The 20,562-nt window shown below is 71.4% G+C and carries 10 protein-coding genes; 6 read left to right on the forward strand and 4 right to left on the reverse strand.

The annotated features are described in order from the left end of the window. Nucleotides 1-59: 59 nt before the first annotated feature. Nucleotides 60-2,225: a glycogen debranching protein GlgX gene (glgX, locus tag MJ604_RS21875; protein WP_243060832.1), complete on the forward strand. Its 2,166-nt coding sequence runs from the start codon at nucleotides 60-62 to the stop codon at nucleotides 2,223-2,225. A 160-nt stretch (nucleotides 2,226-2,385) separates the two neighbouring features. Here glgX and MJ604_RS21880 read toward each other — a convergent pair whose 3' ends face one another. From MJ604_RS21880 to glgP, 4 genes are all read right to left on the reverse strand, one after another. Next, complete coding sequence (locus MJ604_RS21880) at nucleotides 2,386-3,357, reverse strand: Ig-like domain-containing protein (protein WP_243060833.1); 972 nt, start codon at nucleotides 3,355-3,357, stop codon at nucleotides 2,386-2,388. 93 nt (nucleotides 3,358-3,450) lie between these two features. Next, nucleotides 3,451-3,975 (reverse strand): GNAT family N-acetyltransferase, encoded by a 525-nt coding sequence (locus tag MJ604_RS21885; protein ID WP_243060834.1) that lies wholly within the window; start codon nucleotides 3,973-3,975, stop codon nucleotides 3,451-3,453. 31 nt (nucleotides 3,976-4,006) lie between these two features. Continuing rightward, nucleotides 4,007-6,880 (reverse strand): BTAD domain-containing putative transcriptional regulator, encoded by a 2,874-nt coding sequence (locus MJ604_RS21890; RefSeq protein ID WP_243060835.1) that lies wholly within the window; start codon nucleotides 6,878-6,880, stop codon nucleotides 4,007-4,009. Between the two features lie 64 nt (nucleotides 6,881-6,944). After that, entirely contained in the window at nucleotides 6,945-9,530 is a 2,586-nt protein-coding gene (glgP, locus tag MJ604_RS21895; protein WP_243060836.1) for an alpha-glucan family phosphorylase, read from the reverse strand. Between the two features lie 104 nt (nucleotides 9,531-9,634). On the opposite strand from glgP, the gene MJ604_RS21900 reads away from it, so the two are divergent. The 5 genes from MJ604_RS21900 to glgB all read left to right on the forward strand — a co-directional run bounded on the left by MJ604_RS21900 (nucleotide 9,635) and on the right by glgB (nucleotide 20,548). Continuing rightward, nucleotides 9,635-13,060 carry a M36 family metallopeptidase gene (locus MJ604_RS21900; protein WP_243060837.1) on the forward strand — a complete coding sequence of 1,142 codons (3,426 nt, stop codon included), beginning with the start codon at nucleotides 9,635-9,637 and terminating at the stop codon, nucleotides 13,058-13,060. Between the two features lie 180 nt (nucleotides 13,061-13,240). Then, nucleotides 13,241-15,211 (forward strand): alpha-1,4-glucan--maltose-1-phosphate maltosyltransferase, encoded by a 1,971-nt coding sequence (locus tag MJ604_RS21905; RefSeq protein WP_243060838.1) that lies wholly within the window; start codon nucleotides 13,241-13,243, stop codon nucleotides 15,209-15,211. Next, nucleotides 15,208-16,926 (forward strand): maltose alpha-D-glucosyltransferase, encoded by a 1,719-nt coding sequence (gene treS, locus MJ604_RS21910; protein WP_243060839.1) that lies wholly within the window; start codon nucleotides 15,208-15,210, stop codon nucleotides 16,924-16,926. Before MJ604_RS21905 ends, treS begins: the two co-directional genes overlap by 4 nt. After that, complete coding sequence (locus MJ604_RS21915; protein WP_243060840.1) at nucleotides 16,923-18,365, forward strand: hypothetical protein; 1,443 nt, start codon at nucleotides 16,923-16,925, stop codon at nucleotides 18,363-18,365. Before treS ends, MJ604_RS21915 begins: the two co-directional genes overlap by 4 nt. Continuing rightward, the gene (gene glgB / locus MJ604_RS21920; protein ID WP_243060841.1) at nucleotides 18,362-20,548 is read left to right on the forward strand and encodes a 1,4-alpha-glucan branching protein GlgB; all 2,187 of its coding nucleotides are present in this window, start codon (nucleotides 18,362-18,364) and stop codon (nucleotides 20,546-20,548) included. Before MJ604_RS21915 ends, glgB begins: the two co-directional genes overlap by 4 nt. Nucleotides 20,549-20,562 lie beyond the last annotated feature (14 nt).

Raw genomic sequence — 20,562 nt, forward strand, 5'->3', positions numbered from 1 at the left:
GCCCTGCCTCTCGTCTGTCTCCGAACTCGGTCACCGGCATTGTGTCGTGATCGTGAACAATGGCGCGGGTGACCCCAGGACTCTGGCGCAACCGCGGCGAGCGAGCCTCCGTCTGGCCCGGGCGGAACTGGCCCCTGGGGTCGACGTGGTCGGCCGAGGCGACGAACTTCGCCGTCCACGCGCCCAGCGCCACCGCGGCGTGGGTCTGCCTGTACGACGACGAGGGCGTCGAGCAGCGGCACCGGCTCACCGAGCAGACCCTCGGGATCTGGCACGGCGCCATCCCCGGCGTCGCCCCCGGCACTCGCTACGGCTACCGGGTCGCCGGCCCGTGGGACCCCGAGCAGGGCTTCCGCTTCAACGTGAACAAGCTGCTCCTCGACCCGTTCGCCAAGGCGGTCAGCGGCGACGTGACCGTCGACCCCGCGATCTTCGGGTACCGGTTCGACGACCCCGCCCACATGAACACCGACGACTCGGCGCCGTACGTCCCGCGCAGCGTGGTCGTCGGGGACGACGACTTCGACTGGGGCGACGACGCACCGCTGCGGCACCGCTGGCGCGACACCGCGATCTACGAGGTGCACGTCAAGGGCATGACGGCGCTGCACGACCGGGTGCCCGAGGAGCTTCGCGGCACGTACGCCGGCCTCGGGACCCCCGCTGTCGTCGACTACCTCAAGGACCTCGGCATCACCGCGGTCGAGCTGCTGCCGATCCACCAGTTCACCAGCGAGCCCGCCCTGGTCGAGCGCGGGCTGGTGAACTACTGGGGGTACAACTCGCTCGGGTTCTTCGCGCCCCACAACGCCTACGCCGCCACCGGGGACCGCGGCCAGCAGGTCGCCGAGTTCAAGGCGATGGTGAAGGCGTTCCACGAGGCCGGCATCGAGGTGATCCTCGACGTCGTCTTCAACCACACCGCCGAGGCCGGGGCGCTGGGGCCGACGCTGTCGTTCCGCGGCCTCGACGACCGCGGCTTCTACTGCCGCGTCAGCGACGGCGATCCCGCGACGGACTTCGACGACACGTACTGGGACGTCACCGGCTGCGGCAACACCGTCGACGCCTCGGACCCGTTCGTGCTGCGGCTGATCCTCGACTCGCTGCGGTACTGGGTCACCGAGATGCACGTCGACGGCTTCCGCTTCGACCTGATGTCCGCGCTCACCCGCGTGCAGCACAGCGTCGACATGGCCTGTCCCCTGCTGACCGCGATCGGTCAGGACCCGGTCCTGCGGCACGTGAAGCTGATCGCGGAGCCCTGGGACGCCTCGATGGACGGCTACCGCGTCGGCGAGTTCCCGCCGCCGTGGGTCGAGTGGAACGACCAGTACCGCGACGAGATCCGGGACTTCTGGCGCAACCACTCCAGCGGCATCCGTACCGTCGCCACCCGGTTGGCGGGCTCGTCGGACCTCTATCTCGACGACGGGCGCTCGCCGTACGCCTCGATCAACTTCGTCACCGCCCACGACGGGTTCACCGTGCGCGACCTGGTCACCTACGAGCACAAGCGCAACGAGGCCAACGGCGAGGACAACCGCGACGGCACCGACAACAACCGCTCCTGGAACCACGGCGTCGAGGGCGAGACCGACGACAAGGAGGTCGTGGCGGTACGCCGGCGGCAGGCGGCGAACATGATGGCGACGCTGTGCCTCTCGAACGGCGTCCCGATGATCACCGCGGGCGACGAGCGCGGCCGGACCCAGGGTGGCAGCAACAACGCCTACGCCCAGGACAACGAGACGTCGTGGATCGACTGGCGGCCCGACGACGCGTGGCTCGACGTCTACGAGGTCACCAAGGCCGCGCTGCGGCTGCGTCGCGAGCACCCGGCGCTGCGGCAGCGGCACTGGTTCGAGGGCCGCCCGACGATCCGGGGCGGCCCGAAGGACCTGGCCTGGCTGCATCCCTCAGGACGCGAGATGGCCAACGAGGACTGGTACGACGCCAACCTCCGCGCGGTCGGGATGTTCGTCTCCGGCGCCCCGCTGCGCTCCCCCGGCCCGCGCGGCGAGCAGCTGGTGGACAGCTCCTTCGTCCTCTGGTTCAACTCCGACCCCGAGCCGCTGCGCATCACGCTGCCCGAGAACGACTGGGTGCACTCCGGCGAGATCGTGCTCTCCACCGAGGACGACCTGCCCGTCGGCAGCCCGGTCGAGGCCGGCGACCGGCTCACCCTCGGCCCGCGCACGGTGGTCGTGATCCGCGAGGACTGAGCAGGGACGCGTCAGCGGATCCGCTGACGGTGGTCGAGCGAGCCGCGCGACCGAGGAACGACGTCGCGACCGGCGTGTCGAGACCGGTCTGACCTCACCAGCAAGGCGAGTCGGCGCAGCCCTCGAAAGGACTGCGCCGACCCCACCACGGCTGACCGAATCAGCCCACCCTCACCGTCTTCGGCTTCGATGCGGAAGCCTGGACGGTGCCGGATCCCTGGTACTTCGCGACCAGCTTGTGCGGCCCCGCTGCGAGCCTGCCGAGCGCGATCGAGATCCGGCCGCGGTCGTCCTCCTCGAGGTGGGCGGAGGCGATCACCTTGCCCTTGTCGAGGACGACGACCTTGCCGAGCGGCGTGCGGTCGGCCCGGACGACGACCGTCGCCCGCGCCGGCTTGCCCGCCTTCGCGACGTACGTCGCCGTCGTGGTCGAACCGACCTTGCCGTCCTGGCCGCCCGGCCCGGACTTGGCGGCGAACAGCCCGACGTACGGGGTCACGTAGTACTTGTCGCCGCCGTGACCGCCGACGGTGAAGCCGACCTGGAAGTGGTCGCCGGCCTGGTCGATCGGGCACGGCGCCGTACCGTCTCGCCGGTCCTGGCACTCCGGCTGCTGGGTCGCCGGCCCCTTGAGCTCGCGGGTCGCGCGGACCGGGAACTGGAACTCCAGGATGTCGCCCTGCCGCAGCACGAACGGCGAGTAGTCGGCGTTGCCGATCAGGATGCCGCCGTTGACGCCGTTGTCGAACGCGAGAGGACCGGTGCCGAGGTCCTGGTCCTCACCGGCCTCGGTGAGGTCCCACCGCACGTCCTCGTCGACGAACTCGATGCCGCGCGGCACCAGGATCTCCGGCAGGACGGAGACCTTCCCGCTGCACGGCAGGCTGATCAGCCCGATGTAGCCGCGCAGGTAGAACTTCTCGCCGATCGTCGGCACCTCGCCGTCGGGCGAGAGCCAGCCGACGTTCGCGCTGACGCCGGTGCTCGGCAACCCGGTGATGCAGTCGACGACGGTGTCCGCGTCGGACTTGCCGTCCTGCCACTCGCCTGCGGCGTGTGCGGGCGAGGACGGGGCGAGCAGGCCGAGCAGCGCGACGGTGGTCGCGAGCAGGGCCAGGAGGGGCTTCTTCATCTCTGTCTTCCTCTACTGGTGGGGCGGGATGGTGTCGTGTTGGCCATGCGGGGCCAGTCAGGGTCAGTCGGGGTCAGTCGGGGCCAGTCGTGCTCAGTCGCGGTCGAGCGCCGGCAGGTCGGGGAGGGCGATCCACTCGGACCAGGTCAGGTCTCGCCCGACGTAGCGCGGCTGCTCGAGCGGCCACGCGGAGGCGATCCACCGCGGCACCAGCTCGTCGAGCGCTGCCTCGACCTCGGTGCCGACGAGGCTGTCGACGACCCACCACGAGACCTCGGCGTCGGCGCCGGGCTTCTCGGGCGGGTCCACGTAGACGCACCCGAGCAGGGCGGACTCGTCGGCGTCGAACAGCGCGTAGTTGAACGACTCGTGCGCCTCGATCTCGGCCTCGTGCCGCGCGAGGTCGACCCGGTCCTGCTCGTGGGTCATGCCGGCCGGGGGCCACCCCCAGGCGGCGCCGTAGATCGACCAGAGCCGGTCACGGGAGCCCATGACAGCGGGCAGGTCGAGGTCGACGTCGGACGCCCGGATCGGGCGCAGGTGGTGGCCCGTGGGCAGGTCGACCCTGGTCGGGTGCTGCCAGCCGGCCGGCAGCCAGGTCTCGGTGCGGATCTCCATGGCCACCACCCTCGGCGGCGGCCCTTGCGGATCACCTGTCGTTCGCTTGTAGCCCCTGCGCGTAGGCCGCGACCTCGGTCACCGTGAGCCGTCGGCCCTCGTCGACCGCCGCCGCGAACTCCGTCTCGCCGAGCGCGGTCGCGGCGACCCCCAGCGCCTCCGCGAGCAGCGTCTCGTCCGGCTTGTAGTAGCCGTAGACGTTGGCCCCCACCGACTCACGCAGCCGCGTGGACGCGCCGTGCAGGACGCCGATCCGGTCGTGCCGTCCGGCCTGGGACTCGACGACCGCGAGCGCCTCGAGGAAGTACGCCAGGTTGGCCAGGTCGCCGGTCTGGAGGCTCAGCGCGATCCCCTCCTCCAGCTGGCGGCGAGCGCGATCGGTGTCGCCGGTGGCGATGGCGATCTGGGCCGCGGTGAAGAGCGCGATGTAGACCGCGAGCGGATCGTGCCTGCTCCGCCCGGCCTCCAACCCGAGGGTCAGGAGGGCGTCGGCTCGCTCCGGGGCGCCGCGCAGCAGCGCGATCGTCGCCTGCCAGATGTGCGCGAGCGTCCACAGCCAGCCACCGCGGTCCCCGGTCTGCTCGCAGAGCGGGATCGTGGCGTCCATGGCCCGCTCCGCGGCCTCGAGATCGCCCTCGGCGAGGGCGATCAGGCCGACCCCGGCGACGCAGTGCGACTGGCCGACCGGGTCGCCCGTCGCCGCGGCGAGTGCGGCCCCCTCGGCCCAGCACCGGGCCTCCTCGAGGTCGCCCTGCGCGAAGGTCATCGCACCGCGCGCCGCGAGCGCCCGGACCCGGACGTCGTCGGGAACGTCGCGCTCCAGCACCGCGGTCGTGATCCGCCTGCCCTCGACCAGGTGCCCGCGCAGCCACCAGAACAGCCAGAGGTCCCACGCCAGCCGGCCGGTGGACTCGGCATCGCCGTCGGCGAGACCGGACTCCAGGGCCGCGACGTAGTTCGGGTGCTCGCGCTGGGTCAGGGCGAGGGCCTCGATGGTGCCCTCGCCCCGGTAGTGCGGCTCGGTCGCCGCCGCCAGCGCCCGGAAGTAGGCCCGGTGGCCGGCCCGCACCGCGAGCGCCTCGTCACCGACGAGCCGGCCGGCGGCGTACTGCAGGATCGGCTCGAGCATCCGGAACCGGGGCGTGGCATCCGTCGTGCCGTCCGGGACGACGAGCGAGTGCTCGACCAGCGAGTCGAGGAGCGACAGGGCGTCGGCCTGGTCGGCCACCGCCTCCGCCGCGTCCAGGCTGAAGCCGCCCGCGAACACCGACAGCCTCCGGAAGAGCTGCTGCTCCTCGGGCCCGAGGAGGTCGTGGCTCCAGTCGATCGCCGCCCGCATCGTGCGCTGGCGGGCCGGCAGGTCGCGGGCGCTCGACGTCGCCATCATCTCGTCGAGGCGGGGCAGCATCGCGACCGGCGGCAGCAGCCGGACGCGGGCCGCCGCCAGCTCGAGCGCCAGCGGGATGCCCGCGAGCCGGCGGCAGATCGCGCCCACCGCGACGGCGTTCGACGCGTCCAGCACGAAGCCGGGCGAGGCCGCTTCGGCGCGCTCGACGAACAGCGCCACGGCAGCGGACGACTCGATCTCCTCCGGGGCAGCGGCGTCCGGGTCGGGCAGCGGCAGCGGCGTCACCTGGTACTGGATCTCGCCGCGCACCCGCAAGGGGGCGCGGCTGGTCACGAGCAGGGTGAGGCCGGGGCAGGAGGCCACCAGGCGGCTCACCTGGCCGGCCGCCTCCAGGAGGTGCTCGTGGTTGTCCAGCACGACCAGCACCTCGCGGTTGCGCAGGTGCTCGGCGACGGTCGCCACCGGGTCGGTCCCGTCGACGGCCGGCAGCCCGGTCGCGCGCCCGATCTCCGGCAGCACGGTCGCCGGGTCCGTCAGCGGCGCCAGGGAGATCATCGCGACGCCGTCGCGGTACGCCGGGGCCGCGGCCGTCGCCACGGCATGGGCCAGCCGGGTCTTGCCGACGCCGCCGACCCCGGTGAGGGTGACGATCCGCTGCGCGCTGCCGTCGAGCAGCGAGCGCACGTAGGCGACCTGGTCGTCGCGGCCGACCAGGGCGCCGGCAGGCGGGACGATGTCCCTCCGCAGGTCCGCCCGCGGGTCCGCTCGTACGCCGGCCCGTACGTCCGTCGGGACGTCCGCGGGCCGCACCTCGTCGAGCAGGGTCGGGTCCTGCTCGAGGATGCGCTGGTAGAGCCGCTGGAGCTCCGGCCCCGGGTCGAGGCCGAGCTCCTCGACGAGCACCGCGCGCACGTCGGCGAAGACGGCGAGCGCGTCGGCCTGGTTGCCGGCGCGGTACAGCGCCAGCATCTGACGCAGCCGCAGCGGCTCGCGCAACGGGTGCTCCGCCACCAGGGGTGCGAGCTCCGAGAGCACCCGGTCGTGCCGGCCCAGCGCCAGGTCGAGGTCGGCGGCGAGCTCATGGCCCGCGAGGCGCTGACCGGCGAGCCGGGCGGCCTCGGCCTGCGCGAAGGGCTGCTGGATCTCGGCGTACGCCTCGCCCCGCCACAGGTCGAGCGCGTCCCCGACGTGCTGCCGCGCGAGCTCGAGGTCGCCGGCGGCGCGGTCCGAGCGGGCCCGGCCGAGCAGCGCGGTGAAGCGGACGGCGTCGATCGCGTCAGCGGGGACGTCGAGCCGGTAGCCCGGTGGCACCGTCACGATCTCCAGCCCGTCGACCACCTTCAGCCGGCCACGCAGCCGGGAGATGATCGCGTGCAGGTTCGCGGTCGTGGCACCGCGGGCACCGTCGCCCCACACCCGCTCGTACATCGCGTCGGTCGAGACGACCCGCCCGACGTCGACGATCAGGGCCGCCAGCACCTCACGGTGCCGCGGCGAACCGATCTCGACGGGACCGTCCGCCCCGTCCACCTCGAGCGGCCCGAGAACTCTGATCACGGAGCACACCCTAGGGAGCAGCACGCACCCCCGCGCGCGAATCGCACGACGCGCCAGCGCGCGGCTACGGCAGGGCGACGACCCCGAGCTCGGCGGTGGAGGCCAGCAGGTTGTTCCGCGGGACCACGCGCACGGTGTAGCCGAACGAGCCGGAGTGGTCGAGGACCACGTCGCCGTCGAAGCGGTAGCGGCCCCCGTCGTACGTCTCGACGACGCGCAGCGAGTCGACGGTGGTCTCGGTGAGCTCGTCCTCGCCGTTGCTGCGACCGTGGACCAGCTGGACGTCGACGTCGTCGGGCGACAGCTCGCCGAGAGCGATGAAGGCGCGCACGCTCATCTGGTCGCCGACCTCGGGGGCGTCGCTGACGCCGCTGCTCTCGACGTGCTCGACGCGTACGCCGGACCAGCCGCCCTTGACCTTCTTCTTCCAGGCGGCCAGCTCGGCGGCGCCCGCGTAGTCGGAGTTCAGCGCCCGCGCGGTCAGCGCGGCCGGCGTGTAGAGCTGGCGCACGTAGTCGCGCACCATCCGGGTCGCGAGCACCTTCGGGCCGAGCGACTTCAGCGTGTGCCGGGTCATCTCGATCCAGCGGGTCGGCACGCCCTCGGCGTCGAGGTCGTAGAACCGCGGCGCGACCTCGTTCTCGATGAGGTCGTAGAGCGCGTCGGCCTCGAGGTCGTCACGGTGGTCGACGTCCTCGACACCGTCGGCGGTCGGGATCGCCCAGCCGTTGTTGCCGTCGTACCACTCGTCCCACCAGCCGTCGAGCACCGACAGGTTGAGCCCGCCGTTCAGCGCGGCCTTCATGCCCGAGGTGCCGCAGGCTTCGTACGGACGCAGCGGGTTGTTGAGCCACACGTCGCAGCCGGGGTACAGCGGCTGCGCCATCGCGATGTCGTAGTTCGGCAGGAACACGATGCGGTGCCGGATCTCCGGGTCGTCGGACAGGCGGACGATGTCCTGGATCAGCTTCTTGCCGCCGTCGTCGGCCGGGTGCGCCTTGCCGGCGATCACCAGCTGGATCGGCCGCTCGGGGTGCAGCAGCAGGCGCTTGAGCCGCGCGGGGTCGCGCATCATCAGCGTCAGGCGCTTGTACGACGCCGCCCGGCGCGCGAAGCCGATGGTGAGGACGTCGGGGTCGAGAGCGCTCTCGATCCAGCCGAGCTCGGCGCGCGCCGCGCCCCGCTTCTCCCACGAGCGGGCCAGCCGCTTGCGGGCGTCCTTGACCAGCCGCTCGCGCAGCTGCCGCTTGGTCGACCACATCTCGGCGCCCGGCACCTTGTCGGCGGCGGCCCAGAACGCGGTGGTGTCGTCGCCCTCGGGGTCGGCGCCCTGGCCGACGGCCAGCTCGACGACCTCACGCGCGACCCAGGTCGGCGCGTGCACGCCGTTGGTGATCGAGGTGATCGGGACCTCGGCCTCGTCGAACGCCGGCCACAGCCCGCGGAACATGCCACGACTGACGTGGCCGTGCAGCTGGGAGACGCCGTTCGCGCGCTGCGCGAGGCGGAAGCCCATCACCGCCATGTTGAAGACCGAGGCATCGCCGCTCTCGTAGTCCTCGGCGCCGAGCGCGAGCACCCGGTCGACCGGGACGCCCGGGGTCGGGCCGGCGTCGCCGAAGTACTGCTCGATCAGCGTGCGCGGGAACCGGTCGATGCCCGCGGGCACCGGGGTGTGGGTCGTGAAGACCGTCGAGCCGCGGCCGACCTCGAGCGCGGTGTCGAAGTCGAGCTTCGGGCCGCCCTCGGCGACGGTGAGCTCACGGATCCGCTCGAGGCCGAGGAAGCCCGCGTGGCCCTCGTTGGTGTGGAACACCTCGGGCGCCGCGTGGCCCGTGATCCGGCAGAACGCGCGGATCGCGCGGACGCCGCCGACGCCGAGCAGCAGCTCCTGGCGCAGCCGGTGCTCGCTGTTGCCGCCGTACAGCCGGTCGGTGATGTCGCGGTAGGTCTCCGGGTTGTTCTCGAGGTCGGTGTCGAGCATCAGCAGCGGCACCCGGCCGACGCTGGCGACGAAGATGCGCGCCTCGATGTCCGGGCCACCGGGGACGGCGATGCTGATCGTCGCGCGCTCGCCGTTCTCCTCACGGAGCAGCGAGATCGGCAGGCCGTCGGGGTCGAGGACGGGGTAGGACTCCTGCTGCCAGCCCTCACGCGACAGCGCCTGCTTGAAGTAGCCGTGCCGGTAGAGCAGGCCGACGCCGATGATCGGTACGCCGAGGTCGCTGGCGGCCTTCAGGTGGTCGCCGGCCAGGATGCCGAGGCCGCCGGAGTACTGCGGGAGCACCGCGGTGATGCCGAACTCCGGGGAGAAGTAGGCGATCGCGTTCGGGGTGTCCTCGCCCGCGGCCTGGCGGCGCTGCCACCAGCGCTCGCCGGTGAGGTAGCGCTCGAGGTCCGCGCGGGCGGCGCCGAGGCGCTCCAGGAACGCGGCGTCGGAGGCGAGCTCCTCGAGCCGGGACCGGCCCACGGCGCCGAGCAGCTTGACCGGGTCACGCCCCGTGGACTCCCACAGCGTGGGGTCGACATACTCGAAGACATCCTGGGCCGCGGAGTCCCAGGACCAGCGCAGGTTGCCGGCGAGATCGCCCAGCGCGGCGAGCGCCGGGGGCAGGACGGGACGGACGGTGAAGCGACGAATGGCACGCACAGCAGGACGGTACCGTCATTTTCTTGGAACGATCAAAGAGACGCCGAAACCGCGGTGCGAGCCGGTTCACATAACGAACGATCACGTCCGGCGTTGACTCCGGCATGACCCGATCCTCCGTGCGCCGCCGCCGCTACCACGGCGTCGCGCTGGCCCTCCTGACCGCCACCCTGGTCCCCGGGCTCGCGCAGCTCCCCGCCCTCGCCACGAGCCCCACGAAGGCTCCCCTCGCCCGGGCCGGCGACGTCACGGTCACGCTCACCGACCCGGTGGCGGGCCTCCCCGACCTCGACCTGCGCGGCACCGTGCTCCCGACGGCCGCCCAGCGCGCCGCCGCCGGCCGGCTCAACGCGGTCGACCTGCGGTGGAACCAGTTCGGTACGCCGTCCTCGATCCTGCCCGTCAACGGCGAGCTCGCCCGTACGACGTCCAGCGACCCGGCGACCGCGGCGCGCACGTGGCTGCGCAGGAACGCCGCCGTCTTCGGCCTCACCCGCGAGCAGGTCGACGGGCTCGAGCTGGTCAACAGCCAGGAGCTCGCACAGAGCGACGCCCGCGCGGTGCTGTTCCGCCAGACGTTCGGCGACCTCACCCCGGCGCTCGGCAGCATGGTCACGGTCGGCGTCGCGAACGGGGCGATCGCGTACGCGTCGTCCTCCATCACCAAGACCGACGGAGCTCCCCCGGCGGCCACGCTGTCCCCGGTCCAGGCGTTCGTGAAGGCCGCGGCCGACGTCGGCCGGACCGTCGGGGCCGGCGACATCACCGACATCACCGGCGCGGTCACCGACGGCTGGAACGTGCTCACCGTCCCCGGCTTCGCGCAGCAGCAGCTGGTCCGGCTGCGCGCGCTGGCCCTGGCCGACGGCAGCGTCCGGCCGGTGTTCGAGACCAACGTGCTCGACGTCGAAGGCGGCTCACCGTTCGCCTACACGGTGATGGTCGACGGCGTCACCGGCGCGATCCTGCACCGGCAGAACCAGGCCGAGAGCAACAACGACGTCCACCCGTACCAGGGCGAGGTCACCGCGACCGCGTGCGGCCCGAAGCACGAGTTCGAGCTCACCGACGGCAACACCAAGCAGATCGTCGCGGTCGCGGCGATGGCGAACACCGCGAACGACGTCGTGGTGAAGCTGTTCTCCCCCGGCGGCGACCTGCTCGTGTCGGGCGACCTCGGCACCAGCCCGGAGACCGCGACGTACGCCGCCGCCTCGATCCCGAAGGGGACCTACTCCATGCAGGTCTGCCCGTTCGACGCGCCGACCGTGCCGTTCCTGCCGCCGGGCACCTACGTCGCGAGCGTGACCACCAGCGACACCGAGGGGCCCTCGACCGACGACCTCGGCTTCGAGCCGAGGTGGCGCTACTTCACCGCGAACCCGACGCTCGACTACTCCCCCGAGAACACGCCCACCAACACCGTGGTCGGCTGCTGGCTCCCGGGCTCCGGCTGCACCACGCCGTCGGGTCCGTTCCGCAACATCGCCGCTCCCGGGCCGTGGGACACCGTGGCCGGCACCGGCCTCGGCACGATGACGACGATCGGCAACAACGCGAACACCCATGAGGCGTGGGTGAGTCCGCTGACCCCGGGCGGTACGGCCCAGGCGCCGATCTCGCCGACCCGCGAGTACACGACGGAGTTCACCGACGCGTGGAACAACTCCCAGTGCGACCCGACCCAGCTCACCCCCGGCGGCAACGACATCGACGCGTCGGTCGGCAACCTGTTCGTGGCGCACAACCGGATGCACGACTACTCCTACTACCTGGGCTTCACCGAGGAGAACTACAACCTCCAGGCCAGCAACCTCGGCCGCGGTGGCGTCGAGGGCGACCAGGAGATCGGCAACGCGCAGGCCGGAGCGCTGACCGGCGGCCAGCCGTCGCTCCTCGGCCGCGACAACGCCAACCAGATCACGCTGCAGGACGGCGTCCCCGGCATCACGAACCAGTACCTCTTCCAGCCGCTCGCCGGGGCGTTCTACGCGCCGTGCGTCGACGGCGGCCTCGACATGGGCATCGTCGGCCACGAGTACACCCACGCGATCAGCAACCGGATGATCGGCGGACCCGACGAGGGCATCACGTCCGAGCAGGGTGGCGCGATGGGCGAGTCGTGGGGCGACCTGACGGCCGGCGAGTACATGTTCAGCCACGGCTACGCGAACGGCGGCAACCCCTGGGCGATCGGCGTCTACGCGACCGGCAACAAGGCCGTCGCCATCCGCGACTACGCGATCAACAAGAACCCGCTCAACTACTCCGACTACGGCTTCGACAGCACCGGCAACGAGGTGCATGCCGACGGCGAGATCTGGAACGGCACCCAGTGGGACGTCCGCCAGGCGCTGGTCGAGAAGTGGAACGGCGCGTTCCCGTACGGCAACGCGAAGCTCCAGCTGCGCTGCGCCCAGGCCACCGCGGGCCAGACCCCGCTGCCGCCGGACAAGTGCCCGGGCAACCGGCGCTGGATCCAGCTGGTGTTCGACTCGTTCCTGCTCCAGCAGGGCGCGACGTCCATGCTCGACGCCCGCGACGCGATGCTGGCGGCCGACCGGATGCGCTTCGGCGGCGCCAACAACGAGGTGATGTGGGCCGCGTTCGCCAAGCGCGGCATGGGCGTCGGCGCCTCGACGCCGAGCGCCGACTCCGGCGACGTGACCCCGAGCTTCGCCTCGCCGAAGGCGCGCAACGCCACCGTCACGTTCGCGAGCGGCGCCCGCGGCAAGCTGTACGTCGGCCACTACGAGGCCCGCGCCACCCCGGTCGCGGACACGGTCCCTGGCGGCAGGCTGAAGAACGTCGTGAAGCTGACGCCCGGCCGCTACGACCTGGTGTTCGTCTCCCCCGCCACCGGGTTCAAGCGGTTCTCGGTGAGCGTGAACCCCTGGCAGCAGAAGACGGTCCGCATCGCGGCGCCGAAGAACCTCGCCGCCAGCAGGAACGGCGCGAAGCTGATCGGTTCCAGCGCCGGGTCGCTCAACCCGGCCTGGCTGCTGGACGGGACCGAGAAGACCGCGTGGGGCGGCGTCTCCGAGACGAACGTCGACGAGACGCACCCGTTCGTCGCGGTCGACCTCGCCGGCGGCGTGCACACCGTGCGCCGGGTCCAGGTCAGCGCGATGCTCAACCCGGCGCCGGCGGACCCGACCGAGATCCCGCTCGCGGCCGACCCCGACCCCGACTCGGGCTCCCGGTTCACCGCGCTGCGGCGCTTCGCGCTCGAGGCGTGCGTGAGCGCCTGCTCCTCGGACCAGGCGGTGTGGAAGCGCTTCTTCACCTCGAAGAAGAACGCGTTCCCGGCGAAGCGGCCGCGCCCGGTCGCTCCCGACCTGACCCTCCGGAGCTTCGCGGTGCCGGCCACCCAGGCGGCCGCCATCCGCCTGGTCGTCCTCGAGAACCAGTGCACCGGCTTCGGCGGGTACGCCGGCGAGCAGGACGCCGACCCGATCAACGACACCGACTGCAAGACCGGCTCCGACCGCGGCACGATCGTCCACGCGGCCGAGCTGCAGGTGTACTGAGCTGCCTGGTCTCGATACGTCGGGTCTCGATACGCCGGGTCTCGATACGCCGTCGCTCGTTCCTCGCCACGGCTACTCGACCACCGAGAGCCCGCTCGACCACCGAGACGGCCGGTTTCCCGCAGACGCCGACGGGTACGCGGTATCCGTCGGCGTTGCACCCTCGCTAGGTTGGAGATCATGGTCGGACGCATCCCCATCATGAACGTCACGCCGCTCGTTGACCTCGGGCGGCAACCCGCCAAGGCGACCGTCGGTGAGCCGTTCCCGGTCCGCGCAACGGTGTTCCGCGAGGGACACGACAAGCTCGGGGCCGAGGTCGTGCTGATCGGCCCGGACGGCAGACGCCGCCCACCGGTGCGGATGTCCAAGCAGGGCGACGTACCGGACCGCTACGAGACCTGGGTGACGCCGGACGCCGGCGGTGCCTGGACGTTCGAGGTGGTCGCCTGGTCCGACCCGATCGCCACGTGGCAGCACGCCGCCGGGCTGAAGATCCCGGCCGGCGTCGACGTCGAGCTGATGTTCACCGAGGGCCGGCTGCTCATCGAGCGGGTGCTCGGTTCGCTCGACGCCACGGACCCCGCGGTCCCCGCCCTCAAGGGCGCGCTCGAGGCCGCCACCGACACCGCGCGGCCCGAGGCCGCCCGGCTCGCGGTGCTCCAGGCACCCGAGGTGGCGGCGGCCCTGCACGCCCACCCGATCCGTGAGCTGCTCACCGTCGAGGGTCCGTTCCCGGCGTACGCCGATCGGCCGCTCGCGCTCTTCAGCAGCTGGTACGAGTTCTTCCCGCGCTCCGAGGGCGCGCTCAAGGACCCGAAGACCGGCAAGGTCACCAGCGGCAGCTTCCAGACCGCCGCCAAGCGCCTCGACGCGGTGGCCGCGATGGGCTTCGACGTGCTCTACCTCCCGCCGATCCACCCGATCGGCGAGGTCAACCGCAAGGGACCGAACAACACCCTCGACCCCGGCCCGGACGACACCGGCTCGCCCTGGGCGATCGGGTCGAAGGACGGCGGCCACGACGCGATCCACCCGGACCTCGGCACGTTCGAGGACTTCGACGCGTTCGTCGCCCGCGCCCGCTCGCTCGGCCTCGAGGTCGCGCTCGACCTGGCACTCCAGGCCGCCCCCGACCACCCGTGGGTGACGTCGCACCCCGAGTGGTTCACGACCCGGGCCGACGGCACGATCGCGTACGCCGAGAACCCCCCGAAGAAGTACCAGGACATCTACCCGGTCAACTTCGACAACGACCCGACCGGCATCGCCCAGGAGGTGCTGCGGATCGTCCGGCTGTGGATGTCGCACGGCGTCCGCGTGTTCCGCGTCGACAACCCGCACACCAAGCCGGTCGCGTTCTGGGAGTGGCTGCTCAAGGAGGTCCGGCGCACCGATCCCGACGTGCTGTTCCTCGCCGAGGCGTTCACCCGCCCGGCGATGATGCACGGGCTCGGCGCGATCGGGTTCCACCAGTCCTACACGTACTTCACGTGGCGCACGGCCAAGTGGGAGATCGAGGAGTACCTCCGCGAGCTGTCCCACGAGACCGACCACATGGTGCGCCCGAACTTCTTCGTGAACACCCCCGACATCCTGCACGCCTACCTGCAGTACGGCGGCCCCGCGGCGTTCAAGATCCGTGCGGCGCTGGCCGCGACCAGCTCGCCGAGCTGGGGCGTGTACGCCGGCTACGAGCTGTTCGAGCACGTCGCCGTACGACCCGGGAGCGAGGAGTACCTCGACTCGGAGAAGTACCAGATCCGGGTCCGCGACTGGGACGCCGCCGAGCGCGACGGCCGCACGCTCGCGCCGTACCTGACGCGGCTCAACGAGATCCGCCGCCAGCACCCGTCGCTGCAGCTGCTGCGCAACCTCGCGATCCACTGGAGCGACGACGAGAACGTGCTGGTCTACTCGAAGTCCGCCGGCGCCGACACCGTGATCGTGGTGATCAACACCGATCCGCACGCCGCCCGCGAGACCACCGTGCACCTCGACATGGCCGCGCTGGGCCTCGACGAGCACGACACGTTCGCAGTTCACGACGAGATCACCGGTGAGGAGTGGAACTGGAGCGCGCACAACTACGTGCGCCTCGACCCGTTCCACGAGCCCGCGCACGTCCTCACGGTGCGGAGGACGCGGTGACCCAGGCCCCCAACGATCTGGTGCTCAACGAGAACACGCCCGAGTGGTTCAAGACCGCGGTCTTCTACGAGGTGCTGGTCCGCGCGTTCCGCGACTCCAACGGTGACGGCACCGGCGACTTCCGGGGCCTGGTCGAGAAGCTCGACTACCTCGAGTGGCTCGGCGTCGACTGCCTCTGGATCCCGCCGTTCTTCCCGAGCCCGCTGCGCGACGACGGGTACGACGTCGCGCACTACACCGAGATCCACCCGGAGATCGGCACGATCGAGGACTTCCGCTACTTCCTCGGCGAGGCCCACAAGCGCGGCATCCGCGTGATCATCGACTTCGTCATGAACCACACCAGCGACCAGCACGAGTGGTTCCAGCAGTCGCGCACCGACCCGGACGGGCCGTACGGCGACTTCTACGTCTGGTCCGACACCGACGAGCTCTACCAGGACGCGCGGATCATCTTCGTCGACACCGAGCCGTCGAACTGGACGTGGGACCCGGTCCGCCAGCAGTACTTCTGGCACCGGTTCTTCTCGCACCAGCCCGACCTCAACTTCGACAACCCGAAGGTGCACGACGCGATCCTCGACGCGATCCGCTTCTGGCTCGACATGGGCATGGACGGGTTCCGTCTCGACGCGGTGCCGTACCTCTACGAGCGGCCGGGCACCAACGGCGAGAACCTCCCCGAGACCCACGAGATGCTCAAGAAGGTCCGCAAGATCGTGGACGACGAGTACCCCGGCCGGGTGCTGCTCTGCGAGGCGAACCAGTGGCCCGAGGACGTCGTGGAGTACTTCGGCGACTTCGCCTCGGGCGGCGACGAGTGCCACATGGCGTTCCACTTCCCGGTCATGCCGCGCATCTTCATGGCGGTACGTCGCGAGTCGCGCTTCCCGATCTCGGAGATCCTCGAGCAGACCCCGGCGATCCCGGACAGCTGCCAGTGGGGCATCTTCCTGCGCAACCACGACGAGCTGACGCTCGAGATGGTCACCGACGAGGACCGCGACTACATGTGGGGCGAGTACGCCAAGGACCCCCGCATGAAGGCGAACATCGGCATCCGCCGCCGGCTGGCGCCGCTGCTCGACAACGACACGAACCAGATGGAGCTGTTCAACGCGCTGCTGCTCTCGCTGCCCGGCTCCCCCGTCCTCTACTACGGCGACGAGATCGGGATGGGCGACAACATCTGGCTCGGTGACCGCGACGGCGTCCGGACGCCGATGCAGTGGACGGCCGACCGCAACGCCGGCTTCTCGTCGGCCACCCCGGGAAAGCTCGACCGTCCGGTCATCCAGGACCCGGTCTTCGGGTACCAAGCAGTCAATGTGGAATCCCAGTTCGAGAACTCCTCGTCGCTCCTGCACTGGACGCGGCGGATGATCCACACGCGCCGGAACCACCAGGCGTTCGGCCTCGGCGAGTTCCACGACCTCGGCGGGTCCAACCCGTCCGTGCTGTCGTACGTCCGCGAGTACGTCGCCCCGGACGGCAGCGAGGACCTGATCCTCTGCGTGAACAACCTGTCGCGCTTCCCCCAGCCGGTCGAGCTGGACCTGCGCCGCTTCGAGGGCCGCCGACCGGTCGAGCTGCTCGGCGGCGTGCCGTTCCCGGAGATCGGCGAGCTGCCGTACCTGCTGACGCTGGCCGGCTACGGCTTCTACTGGTTCCGCCTGACCGCGCCCGAGGCCACGGAGGAAGGGCTGCTGCTGTGACTGAACAGAATCTCGGGGCTGAGCCCGAGGTCTTCGCCCGATATCTGGAGCGCACCCGCTGGTTCGCCGGCAAGGGTCGCCCGTTCGAGATCGCCTCGGTCCGCCGGATCGGGGAGGTCCCGTGCGGGTCCGAGGGCGACCCGACGGTCGTCATCGAGCTGGTCGAGGTCGCCTACGGCGACGCGCAGGGCGGGTCCGACGTCTACCAGGTCCCGATGGCGTTCTACGAGCACCCCGAGACGCGGCTCGACCACGCGTTCATCGGGTGGTGGGAGGAGCCGGCCCACGGCTGGGTGCACGCGTACGACGCCCTGCACGACCGCGAGGCGATGGGCTGCTGGCTGCGCGCGTTCGACACGGCCGCGAAGGAGTCCGGCGGCAACCTCCTGGACGACAGCGGGCTCCGCTTCCACCGGCTGCCCGGTCACGACCTGGACCTCTCGACCCACTCGACGCTGTTCAGCGGCGAGCAGTCGAACTCGTCGGTGGCGTACGGCGAGGACGCCCTGATGAAGGTGTTCCGCAAGATCACCCCCGGCGTCAACCCGGACATCAGCGTGCACGACGTGCTGACCCGCACCGACTCCGAGCACATCGCGGCGCTCTACGGGTGGCTGGACTGGGTCGACGAGGAGGCCGACGGCGGTGCCGGTACGACCGTCCAGCTCGCCATGCTCCAGGAGTTCCTCCGCACCGCCAGCGACGGATGGGACCTCGCGCTCGTGAGCGTGCGCAACCTGTTCGCCGACGGCGAGCTGCACGCCCACGAGTCGGGCGGCGACTTCTCCGCCGAGGCCGCGCGGCTGGGCACCGCGCTGCGCGAGGTGCACGACGTGCTGGCCGAGCACTTCCCGGTCGAGCGGCTCGACGCCGCGGCCGTCGCCGAGCTGGCCGACGGCATGGACGCCCGCCTGGACGAGGCGCTCCCCGTGGTGCCCGGGCTGGCGGAGCACGCCGCGGCGCTGCGAGCGGCGTACGCCCGGCTGCGGTCGCTCGACGACGTGCGGGTCCAGCAGATCCACGGCGACCTGCACCTCGGCCAGACGCTGCGCACCAGCCTGGGCTGGAAGATCGTCGACTTCGAGGGCGAGCCCGCCAAGCCGCTGAGCGAGCGGCTGCGCCCCGACTCCCCCTGGCGCGACGTCGCCGGGATGCTGCGGTCGTTCGACTACGTGCCGCACGTGGTCGAGCGGCAGTTCGCCGAGGACCACCCCGAGGGCGTGGAGCAGCGCGCGGTGCGGGCCGAGGAGTGGGCCCACCGCAACCGCAACCACTTCCTGACCGCGTACGCCGGCACCGACATCAGCGACGAGCAGCGCGCGCTGCTCGACGCGTACGTCGCGGACAAGGCCGTGTACGAGACCGTCTACGAGACCCGCAACCGTCCGACCTGGGTGGACATCCCGCTCGAGGCCGTGGCGAGGATCGGAGCCGCATGAAGACGCTCGACGTCTCCACCACCGAGCTCGGCCAGATCGCCAACGGCGAGCACGGCAACCCGCACGGCGTGCTCGGCCCGCACCCCCACGACGGAGCGGTGACCGTGCGCGTGCTCAAGCCCCTGGCGGCCAAGGTCGCCGTGCGCTGGGACGGCGGCGAGACCGACCTGACGCACGAGCACGACGGCGTCTGGGTGGGCGTCGTCCCCCTCCCCGACGTGCCCGACTACCGCGTCGCGGTGACGTACGGCGAGCACGAGCAGGTCGTCGACGACCCGTACCGCTTCCTGCCCACGCTCGGCGAGGTGGACCTGCACCTGATCAACGAGGGCCGCCACGAGCAGCTGTGGGACGTGCTCGGCGCGCGGGTGCACCACTACCCCGGGGCGCTCGAACCGGTGACCGGCACGTCGTTCGCGGTCTGGGCGCCGAGCGCCCGCGCGGTCCGGATCAAGGCGGACTTCAACAGCTGGGACGGCCGCGAGCACCCGATGCGCCAGCTCGGCACGTCCGGCGTGTGGGAGCTGTTCGTGCCCGGCGTCGGCAGCGGCACGTCGTACAAGTACGCCGTGCTCGGCCAGGACGGCGAGTGGCGCGAGAAGGCCGACCCGATGGCGGCCTGGGCCGAGAAGCCGGCCGACACCGCGTCCAAGGTCTTCGAGTCGAGCTACACGTGGGGCGACGACGAGTGGCTCGCCGAGCGACCCTCGCGCCAGCCGGTGGCGTCGCCGATGAGCATCTACGAGATGCACCTGGGCTCGTGGAAGAAGCACCACGACGGGCGGTTCTGGTCCTGGGCCGAGCTCGCCGACGAGCTGCCGGCGTACGTCGCCGGGCTGGGCTTCACCCACGTCGAGCTGATGCCGGTGATGCAGCACCCGTTCGGCGGCTCGTGGGGCTACCACGTGACGTCGTACTTCGCTCCTGACGCGCGGTTCGGCGACCCGGACGGCTTCCGGCTGCTCGTCGACCGGCTGCACCAGGCCGGGGTCGGCGTGATCCTCGACTGGGTGCCCGGCCACTTCGCGACCGACGAGTGGGCCCTGGCGCGCTTCGACGGCACGCCGCTCTACGAGGACCCCAACCCCCAGCGCGGCTGGCACAAGGAGTGGGGCTCGCACATCTTCAACTTCGGGCGCCGGGAGGTGCGCAACTTCCTGTACGCGAACGCCCTCTACTGGCTCGAGGAGTTCCACGCCGACGGGCTGCGCGTCGACGGCGTCGCCTCGATGCTCTACCTCGACTACGCCCGCGAGGAGGGCGAGTGGTCGCCGAACATCCACGGTGGCCACGAGAACCTCGAGGCGGTCCAGTTCCTCCAGGAGATGAACGCCACCGTCTACAAGCGGGTCCCCGGCATCACCACGATCGCCGAGGAGTCGACGTCCTGGCCCGGCGTCACCAAGCCGACGTCGGAGGACGGACTGGGCTTCGGCTTCAAGTGGAACATGGGCTGGATGCACGACTCGCTGGACTACATGGCGCACGAGCCGGTGCACCGCGCCTACCACCACGGCGAGATGACGTTCTCGCTCGTGTACGCATGGACCGAGAACTTCGTGCTCCCGATCAGCCACGACGAGGTCGTGCACGGCAAGGGCTCGCTGCTGCGCAAGATGCCCGGCGACCGCTGGCAGCAGCTCGCGAACCTGCGCGCCTACCTGGGCTTCATGTGGGCGCACCCCGGCAAGCAGCTGCTGTTCATGGGCGTCGAGCTCGGCCAGGAGTCCGAGTGGGCCGAGTCGCGCGAGCTGGACTGGTGGCTGCTGGACCACCCCGAGCACCGCGGCGTCTCCGACCTGGTGCGCGACCTGAACTCGGCGTACGTCGACACCCCGGCGCTCTGGGCGCTCGACCACGAGCCGTCCGGCTTCCAGTGGATCGACGCCAACGACGCCGGCCGCAACGTCTTCTCGTTCGTGCGCCGCGGCGGTCCCGGCGAAGCCGACCTGGTCTGCGTCGCCAACTTCTCGGCAGTGCCGCACGACGGCTACCGGCTCGGGCTGCCCGCCGCCGGCGAGTGGGACGAGGTGGTCAACACCGATGCGGCGACGTACTCCGGATCGGGCGTCGGGAACCTCGGCTCGATCACCGCGACCGAGGGCGAGCACGGCGGCCAGCCGGCCCACGCCACGATCGTCGTCCCACCACTGGCGACCGTGTGGTTCCGCATGCGGGGGTGATCGCTAGGGTGTCT

Origin of the sequence: Nocardioides sp. SR21 (assembly GCF_022761125.1) — a bacterium.
In the GTDB taxonomy this organism is placed as follows: Bacteria; Actinomycetota; Actinomycetes; order Propionibacteriales; family Nocardioidaceae; genus Nocardioides.

Excerpts from the sequence above, each read along its gene's own strand:
- glgX (WP_243060832.1), top strand. The coding sequence starts at position 60 with ATGGCGCGGGTGACCCCAGGACTCTGGCGCAACCGCGGCGAGCGAGCC.
- MJ604_RS21880 (WP_243060833.1), bottom strand. The coding sequence starts at position 3,357 with ATGAAGAAGCCCCTCCTGGCCCTGCTCGCGACCACCGTCGCGCTGCTC.
- MJ604_RS21885 (WP_243060834.1), bottom strand. The coding sequence starts at position 3,975 with ATGGAGATCCGCACCGAGACCTGGCTGCCGGCCGGCTGGCAGCACCCG.
- MJ604_RS21900 (WP_243060837.1), top strand. The coding sequence starts at position 9,635 with ATGACCCGATCCTCCGTGCGCCGCCGCCGCTACCACGGCGTCGCGCTG.
- MJ604_RS21905 (WP_243060838.1), top strand. The coding sequence starts at position 13,241 with ATGGTCGGACGCATCCCCATCATGAACGTCACGCCGCTCGTTGACCTC.
- glgB (WP_243060841.1), top strand. The coding sequence starts at position 18,362 with ATGAAGACGCTCGACGTCTCCACCACCGAGCTCGGCCAGATCGCCAAC.